Source organism: Streptomyces sp. NPDC058773, from assembly GCF_042746015.1.
Lineage (GTDB): Bacteria > Actinomycetota > Actinomycetes > Streptomycetales > Streptomycetaceae > Streptomyces.
The window spans coordinates 20,560-27,842 of sequence record NZ_JBHYPE010000061.1; the positions used below are offsets into that span (position 1 = coordinate 20,560).

The window sequence follows — 7,283 nt, forward strand, 5'->3', positions numbered from 1 at the left end:
CTCAGATTGCCCACCAGGAGCAGCTGTCGCCGGGGAGCACCGCGTCCGCGCCGCTGCCGGTCACCGGGCCGCTGGCCAGCAGCAGCGCTCCGGGCGGCGGGAGCTGTACGTCGTGCCCCAGGGTGTTGACGGCGCACAGCAGGCCTGGGCGGGTGAAGGCGAGCACCCCGTCGGGCGCGGGGGCCCAGCTCATCCCGCCATCGCCCAGGCCCGGCAGCCGGCGCCGCAGGGCGAGGGCGGTGCGGTAGAGCTCCAGGGTGGAGGCGGGGTCGCCGGTCTGGGCCTCGACGGTGAGCCCGGCCCAGTCGTCCGGCTGCGGGAGCCAGCTGCCGCCGTCGCCGAAGCCGTACGGCGGCAGCTCACCGGACCAGGGGAGCGGCACCCGGCAGCCGTCGCGGAAGCCGTCCTGGCCGCTGGTGGCGGCCGCGCCCGCGGTCCGGCCGCCGCGGAAGAACGCCGGGTCCTGGCGGGCCTCGTCGGGGAGGTCGGTGACCTCGGGCAGGCCCAGTTCCTCGCCCTGGTAGAGGTACGCGGAGCCGGGCAGGGCCAGCATCAGCAGGGTGGCGGCGCGGGCGCGGTCCAGGCCGCCGCCGAGCCGGGTGGTGTGCCGTACGACGTCGTGGTTGGAGAGGACCCAGGTCGTCGGGGCGCCGACCGAGGTGGTGGCGGCGAGCGAGGCGTCGATGACCTCGCGCAGCGCGTCGGCCTCCCAAGGGGCGTTCAGGAACTGGAAGTTGAAGGCCTGGTGGAGTTCGTCGGGGCGGACGTAGAGGGCGAGGCGCTCGGCGGTGGGGGCCCAGGCCTCGGCGACGCCGACCACCTGCCTGCCGTGGGCGTCGCCGTAGCCGTCCAGCAGCCGGCGCCAGGAGCGGTGGATGGCGTGCACCCCGTCCTGGTCGAAGAACGGCAGCACCTGGTTGCCGATCAGCTTGGCCTGCTGGCCGTGGCCGATGTCCGGCAGGCCGGGAGCCTTGATCATGCCGTGCGCGACATCGACCCGGAAGCCGTCCACCCCGAGGTCGAGCCAGAAGCGCAGGATGGCCTCGAACTCGGCGTGCACGTCCGGGTTGTCCCAGTTGAGGTCGGGCTGCTCGGGGGCGAAGAGGTGCAGATACCAGTCGCCGCGCTCGGTGCGGGTCCAGGCCGGGCCGCCGAAGACCGACTCCCAGTCGTTGGGCGGGAGTTCGCCGTGCTCTCCCTTGCCGGGGCGGAAGAGGTAGCGCTGCCGGGCGAGCTCGGAGTCCAGGAACCACGGGTGCCGGTCGGAGGTGTGGTTGGGCACGATGTCGACGATCACCCGCAGGTCCAGCTCATGGGCGGTGCGGATCAGGTCGTCGGCGTCCTGGAGGCTGCCGAACAGCGGGTCGACGGCGCGGTAGTCGGCGACGTCGTAGCCGCCGTCGGCCTGCGGTGAGGCGTAGAACGGGGTGAGCCAGACGGCGTCCACCCCCAGGTCCCTGAGGTGCGGCAGCCGGGCGCGGGCGCCGCGCAGATCGCCGATGCCGTCGCCGTCGCTGTCGGCGAACGAGCGCACGTACACCTGGTAGATGACGGCGTCGCGCCACCACCCCGGACCTCGGCCCGTTCCGGGGGCCTGGGGGGCGGGGCTGGGGGAAGTGAGCTCCTGGGTCATCTGCCGTCCCTTTGAGGTCAAGAGGCGTCGGTGCCTTCACGCAGACAACGCGCGGGCGGGCGCGGGGTGACGGTGCCGAGGGCGTCCCGAGGGTCCCGTTCCAGCCATCTCGTTGCAATTCGTTCCCATGGTCTTGCAGAAATTTGCCGCAAGGTCTTTCGGTTTGTTTTCCGCGCTGTTACGTTCCTGACCGCCATCTGAGGCATTTCCCTAAGGAGTTCACATGCGGCGTGGCATACGGGGCGCAACGGCCACCGCGCTGGTAGCGGGCCTGGCACTGGCAGCGACAGCGTGCGGCGGAGGCGACAGCGGCAATGGCGGCGACAGCGGGGGTGAACTGTCCGGAACCGTTACCTTCTGGGACACCTCCAACGACGCCGAGAAGGCGACGTACCGCAAACTTGCCGAGGGCTTTCAGAAGGAGCACCCCAAGGTCCACGTCAAGTACGTGAACGTCCCCTTCGGTGATGCCAACGCCAAGTTCAAGAACGCGGCCGGCGGCAACTCCGGGGCCCCCGACGTGATGCGAACCGAGGTCGCCTGGGTCGCCGACTTCGCCAACCTCGGCTATCTCGCGCCGCTCGACGGCACCGCCGCCCTCGACAAGGCCGACGACTACCTCCCGCAGGCCGTCGGCTCCACGAAGTTCAAGGGCAAGACCTACGCCGCACCCCAGGTCATCGACACCCTCGGCCTCTTCTACAACAAGAAGCTCCTCAAGGACGCCGGCGTCGAGGTGCCCAAGACCTTCGACGAGCTGGCCAGGAGCGCCAAGAAGATCAAGTCCAAGACCGGCGCCACCGCCCTCTATCTGCGCGGCGACGACCCCTACTGGTTCCTTCCCTACCTCTACGGCGAGGGCGGCGACATGGTCAACGCCCGCGACAAGGTGGTGGAGATCGACGACGGCGCCGGCGTCAAGGCGTTCAAGACGATCAAGAGCCTGGTCGACTCCAAGGCCGCCGTCACCGACGCCACCGACGGCCAGGAGAACCAGCTCAAGGCCCTCAAGGACGGCGACGTCGCGATGGCCGTCGACGGCCCCTGGGACATCGAAGGCGCCCGCGCCGGCAAGGCCTTCAAGGACCGGAAGAACCTCGGCGTCGCCCCCGTCCCCGGCGGCAGCAGCGCCCAGGGCTCCCCGCAGGGCGGCTGGAACCTCTCCGTCTACGCCGGCAGCAAGAACCTCCAGGCCTCCTACGCCTTCGTGAAGTACATGAGCTCCGCCAAGGTCCAGCAGGAGACCACCGAGAAGCTCAGCCTGCTGCCCACCCGCAAGTCCGTGTACGAGGTGCCGGCCGTCAAGAACAACGAGATGGTCCGGTTCTTCAAGCCCGCCGTCGACGGCGCCGTCCAGCGGCCCTGGATCGCCGAGGGCAACTCGCTCTTCGAGCCGGTCAAGGTCCAGATGAACAAGGTGCTCACCGGCGCCGCCACGCCCGAGCAGGCCGCCAAGGCGACCGGCGACGCCTACCGGAAGCTGCTCAAGGACTACAAGTGACCGTTGCTGTACGGGTGCGCCGGGCGCTGGGCACCCACTGGTACGCGTGGACGATGGTCGCCCCGGTGGTACTCGTCATCGGGGTGATCATCGGCTACCCGCTGGTGCGCGGCGTCTTCCTCTCGCTCACGGACGCCAACGAGGCCAACGTCGAGCGGAACATCGGCGTCAACCACCTCCCCGCCACCTACGAGTTCACCGGCCTGGACAACTACCGGGCGGTGCTGAGCGACGGCGTCTTCTGGGACCGCCTCGGCTGGACCGTCCTGTGGACCGTCGCCTGTGTCTCGCTGACGTTCCTGACCGGCCTCGCCCTGGCGAACATGCTCAACCGCACCCTGCGCGGCCGCACCTTCTACCGCCTCGCGCTGATCCTGCCGTGGGCCATTCCCGCCTTCATCTCGGTCTTCACCTGGCGGATGCTCTACAACGAGAAGAGCGGCATCCTCAACAAGCTGCTGGCCGGCGGCGGTATCGACGCGGTCCCGTGGCTCAACGACCCCACCTGGGCCAAGCTCTCGGTCATCGCCGTCAACGTCTGGCTGGGCGTGCCCTTCATGCTCGTCGCCCTGCTCGGCGGTCTCCAGTCCATACCCGGCGAGCTCTACGAAGCCGCCGAGATGGACGGCGCGAGCGCCTGGCAGCGCTTCCGCCACATCACCGTCCCCGGACTGCGGTCCGTCAGCAGCACCGTCATCCTGCTCTCCACCATCTGGACCTTCAACATGTTCCCGGTGATCTTCCTGCTGACCCGGGGCGGCCCCGGCGACGCCACCGAGATCCTGGTGACCTACGCCTACCGGCTCTCCTTCATCGACAGCCCCCGCAACTTCTCCGAGTCCGCGGCCTGGGGCGTCCTGATCCTGGTCCTGCTCTCGGCCGTCGCGGTGGTCTACCGCCGGGCGCTGCGCAAGCAGGGAGAGGTGTGGTGACCATGACCCGCACACCGTCGGCGCGCCCGGCCCGCAAGCGCAACCAGCGGTCCCGGCTCGCCTCCACCGCGCTGCACACCGGCCTGGCGATCGCGGCCGTAGTGGCGGTCTTCCCGCCCCTCTGGCTGCTGGTGACGTCCTTCAAACCGAAGAACGACGCCTTCTCCACCAGCCTCGTCACCCACTTCACCTTCGCCAACTACACCCACGTACTGGCCGACACGGAGTTCCTGACCTGGTTCCAGAACTCCGTGATCATCGTCGGGCTGACCACCGTCCTCGGGGTCTTCACCGCCGCCACCACCGGCTACGCCGTCAGCCGCTTCCGCTTCCCCGGGATGCGCCCGCTGATGTGGCTGCTGCTGATCACCCAGATGTTCCCGGTCGCGGTCCTGATCGTGCCGCTGTACAACCTGCTGGCGGGCCTCGGCCTGCTCAACCAGCCCGCGGGCCTGGTCGTCACGTACCTCACCATCGCCGTCCCGTTCTGCGCCTGGATGATGAAGGGCTTCTTCGACACCATCCCGGTGGAGATCGACGAGGCGGGCCGGGTCGACGGCCTCAACCCGTTCGGCACCTTCTGGCGGCTCGTCCTGCCGCTGGCCCGCCCCGGCCTCGCCGTCACCGGCTTCTACACCTTCGTCACCGCATGGGCCGAGGTCGCCTACGCCTCCGCGTTCATGACCGGCGAGGAGAACCTCACCCTCGCCGGCGGGCTGCAGACCTTCGTCAACCAGTACACCAACGACTGGGGTTCGATGACCGCCGCCGCCGTGATCATCGCGGTCCCGGCCGCGCTCGTCTTCGCCTTCGCCCAGCGCCACCTCGTCGCCGGACTGACCGCCGGCACCACCAAGGGATGACATGACTCCACAGCACAACGTCACTCCCGCCACCGACTGGTGGCGCGACGCGGTGATCTACCAGGTCTACCCGCGCAGCTTCGCCGACGCCGACGGCGACGGCATGGGGGACCTGGCCGGCATCCGCAGCCGGCTGCCGTACCTGCGCGACCTGGGCGTGGACGCCGTCTGGCTCAGCCCGTTCTACGCCTCCCCGCAGGCCGACGCCGGCTACGACGTCGCCGACTACCGCACCATCGACCCGATGTTCGGCACCCTGTCCGACGCCGAGGCGGTCATCGCCGACGCCCACGCCCTGGGCCTGCGCATCATCGTCGACCTCGTCCCCAACCACTGCTCCGACCAGCACGCGTGGTTCCGCCGCGCCCTGGCCGAGGGCCCCGGCTCGACGCTCCGCGAACGCTTCCACTTCCGCAAGGGCCGCGGCGAGAACGGCGAGCAGCCGCCCAACGACTGGGAGTCCCTCTTCGGCGGCCCTGCCTGGACCCGCCTCCCCGACGGCGAGTGGTACCTCCACCTCTTCGCCCCCGAACAGCCCGACTTCAACTGGGACCACCCCGCCGTACGGGACGAGTTCCGCTCCATCCTGCGCTTCTGGCTGGACCTGGGCGTGGACGGCTTCCGGGTGGACGTGGCCCACGGCCTGGTCAAGGCCCCCGGCCTGCCCGACATGGGCCACGCCGGGCAGCTGAAACTCCTCGGCAACCAGACCCTCCCCTTCTTCGACCAGGACGGCGTCCACGCCATCTACCGCTCCTGGCGCACCGTCCTCGACGAGTACTCCGCCGGCAGCCGTCCCGGCGCCCTCCCCGGCGACCGGATCGCGGTGGCCGAGGCATGGACGCCCAGCGCCGACCGCACCGCGCTCTACCTCCGCCCCGACGAGCTCCACCAGGCCTTCAACTTCCACTACCTGGACACCGGTTGGGACGCTGCCGCGCTCCGCGAGGCGATCGACTCCTCCCTCGACGCCATGCGCCCGGTGGCCGCCCCGACGACCTGGGTGCTCTCCAACCACGACGTCGTACGCCATCGCACCCGGCTCGGCGGCGGCCTGGACCGCGCCCGCGCCGCCACCCTGCTGATGCTGGCCCTGCCCGGCTCCGCGTACCTCTACCAGGGCGAGGAACTGGGCCTGCCCGAGGTCGCCGACCTGCCCGACGAGGTCCGCCAGGACCCTTCCTTCTTCCGCGACAGCGGCCAGGAAGGCCTGCGCGACGGCTGCCGGGTCCCGCTCCCGTGGAGCGGCGACACCGCCCCGTACGGCTTCGGCGCCGGCGGCAGCTGGCTCCCGCAGCCGGACGACTGGGCCCCGCTCACCGTCGAGGCCCAGACCGGCGACCCCGCATCCACCCTGGAGCTCTACCGCACCGCCCTCGCCCTGCGGCGCGGCCACCCGGGCCTCGGCGCGGGGGAGTCGGTCGAGTGGCTGGACGCCCCCGACGGCATCCTCGCCTTCCGCCGCCCCGGCGGCCTGATCTGCACGGCCAACACGACCGGCGCGCCGGCCCGCCTGACCGCCCCGGGCCGGCTGCTCCTCGCCTCCCGCGAACTGCACGTGGAAGAGGGGGACTTCGAGCTGCCGGCCGACATCACCGTCTGGTGGGAGGCGTGACGGCCCAGCCCGATCTCCCCGCCACCCCCCGGCTCTCCGACATCGCCGCCCAGGCGGAGGTCAGCGAGGCGACGGTCAGCCGGGTCATGAACGGCAAGGCGGGCGTGGCGGCGAGCACCCGGCAGCGGGTGCTCGCCGCGCTCGACGTGCTCGGCTGCGAGCGCCCCGTACGCCTGCGCCGCCGCAGCGCCGGGCTGGTCGGCCTGGTCATCCCGGAGCTGACCAACCCGATCTTCCCCGCCTTCGCCCAGGTCATCGAGCAGTCGCTGGCCGGCCACGGCTACACCCCGGTGCTGTGCACCCAGATGCCGGGCGGCGCCACCGAGGATGAACTCGTCGAGCAGCTGGAGGAACGCGGCGTCACCGGCATCGTCTTCCTCTCCGGCCTGCACGCCGACACCCGCGCCGATCCGTCCCGCTACACCCGGCTGACCTCGCGCCGCGTCCCGTTCGTCCTGATCAACGGCTACAACGACCGCATCGATGCGCCGTTCGTCTCACCCGACGACGGCGCGGCGGCCCGGATGGCCGTACGCCACCTGGCCGATCTGGGCCACGAGCGGATCGGCCTGGCCGTCGGCCCGGCCCGCTACGTGCCCTCCCGCCGCAAGGCCGACGGCTTCGTGGCGGCGCTGGCGGAGTCGTGGGGGGGGGTGGGGGGGGGCGGCCGCACGGCGCGCCCGCCAACCCCAGGGTGGCGTGGGGGGGGGCCCCCGGGAGCGGCGCGGCTCGGCGAGCG

6 protein-coding genes are annotated in these 7,283 nt (G+C 71.2%); 5 read left to right on the top strand and 1 reads right to left on the bottom strand.

Features of this window, described 5'->3' with window-relative positions; genetic code table 11:
* Window position 1: 1 nt before the first annotated feature.
* A complete protein-coding gene (locus ACFW5B_RS32300) occupies window positions 2-1,633 on the bottom strand; it encodes a glycoside hydrolase family 13 protein (RefSeq protein ID WP_386447584.1) in 1,632 nt (543 codons plus the stop codon).
* 223 nt (window positions 1,634-1,856) lie between these two features.
* Here ACFW5B_RS32300 and ACFW5B_RS32305 point away from each other — a divergent pair, with 223 nt between their 5' ends.
* From ACFW5B_RS32305 to ACFW5B_RS32325, 5 genes are all read left to right on the top strand, one after another.
* Window positions 1,857-3,134: an extracellular solute-binding protein gene (locus ACFW5B_RS32305; RefSeq protein ID WP_386447587.1), complete on the top strand. Its 1,278-nt coding sequence runs from the start codon at window positions 1,857-1,859 to the stop codon at window positions 3,132-3,134.
* Window positions 3,135-3,187: 53 nt separating this feature from the next.
* Entirely contained in the window at window positions 3,188-4,066 is an 879-nt protein-coding gene (locus tag ACFW5B_RS32310) for a carbohydrate ABC transporter permease (protein ID WP_386447625.1), read from the top strand.
* Window positions 4,067-4,068: 2 nt separating this feature from the next.
* On the top strand, window positions 4,069-4,929 hold the full coding sequence (locus ACFW5B_RS32315) for a sugar ABC transporter permease (protein WP_386447590.1): 861 nt from the start codon (window positions 4,069-4,071) through the stop codon (window positions 4,927-4,929).
* Between the two features lies 1 nt (window position 4,930).
* Entirely contained in the window at window positions 4,931-6,544 is a 1,614-nt protein-coding gene (locus ACFW5B_RS32320) for a glycoside hydrolase family 13 protein (RefSeq protein ID WP_386447593.1), read from the top strand.
* The coding region (locus ACFW5B_RS32325) for a LacI family DNA-binding transcriptional regulator (protein ID WP_386447596.1) at window positions 6,532-7,283 on the top strand (752 nt) is incomplete at its 3' end. The genes ACFW5B_RS32320 and ACFW5B_RS32325, both read left to right, overlap by 13 nt.

Coding starts and splice junctions, on each gene's coding strand:
- ACFW5B_RS32320 (WP_386447593.1), top strand. CDS start 4,931: ATGACTCCACAGCACAACGTCACTCCCGCCACCGACTGGTGGCGCGAC.
- ACFW5B_RS32310 (WP_386447625.1), top strand. CDS start 3,188: ATGGTCGCCCCGGTGGTACTCGTCATCGGGGTGATCATCGGCTACCCG.
- ACFW5B_RS32315 (WP_386447590.1), top strand. CDS start 4,069: ATGACCCGCACACCGTCGGCGCGCCCGGCCCGCAAGCGCAACCAGCGG.
- ACFW5B_RS32300 (WP_386447584.1), bottom strand. CDS start 1,633: ATGACCCAGGAGCTCACTTCCCCCAGCCCCGCCCCCCAGGCCCCCGGA.
- ACFW5B_RS32305 (WP_386447587.1), top strand. CDS start 1,857: ATGCGGCGTGGCATACGGGGCGCAACGGCCACCGCGCTGGTAGCGGGC.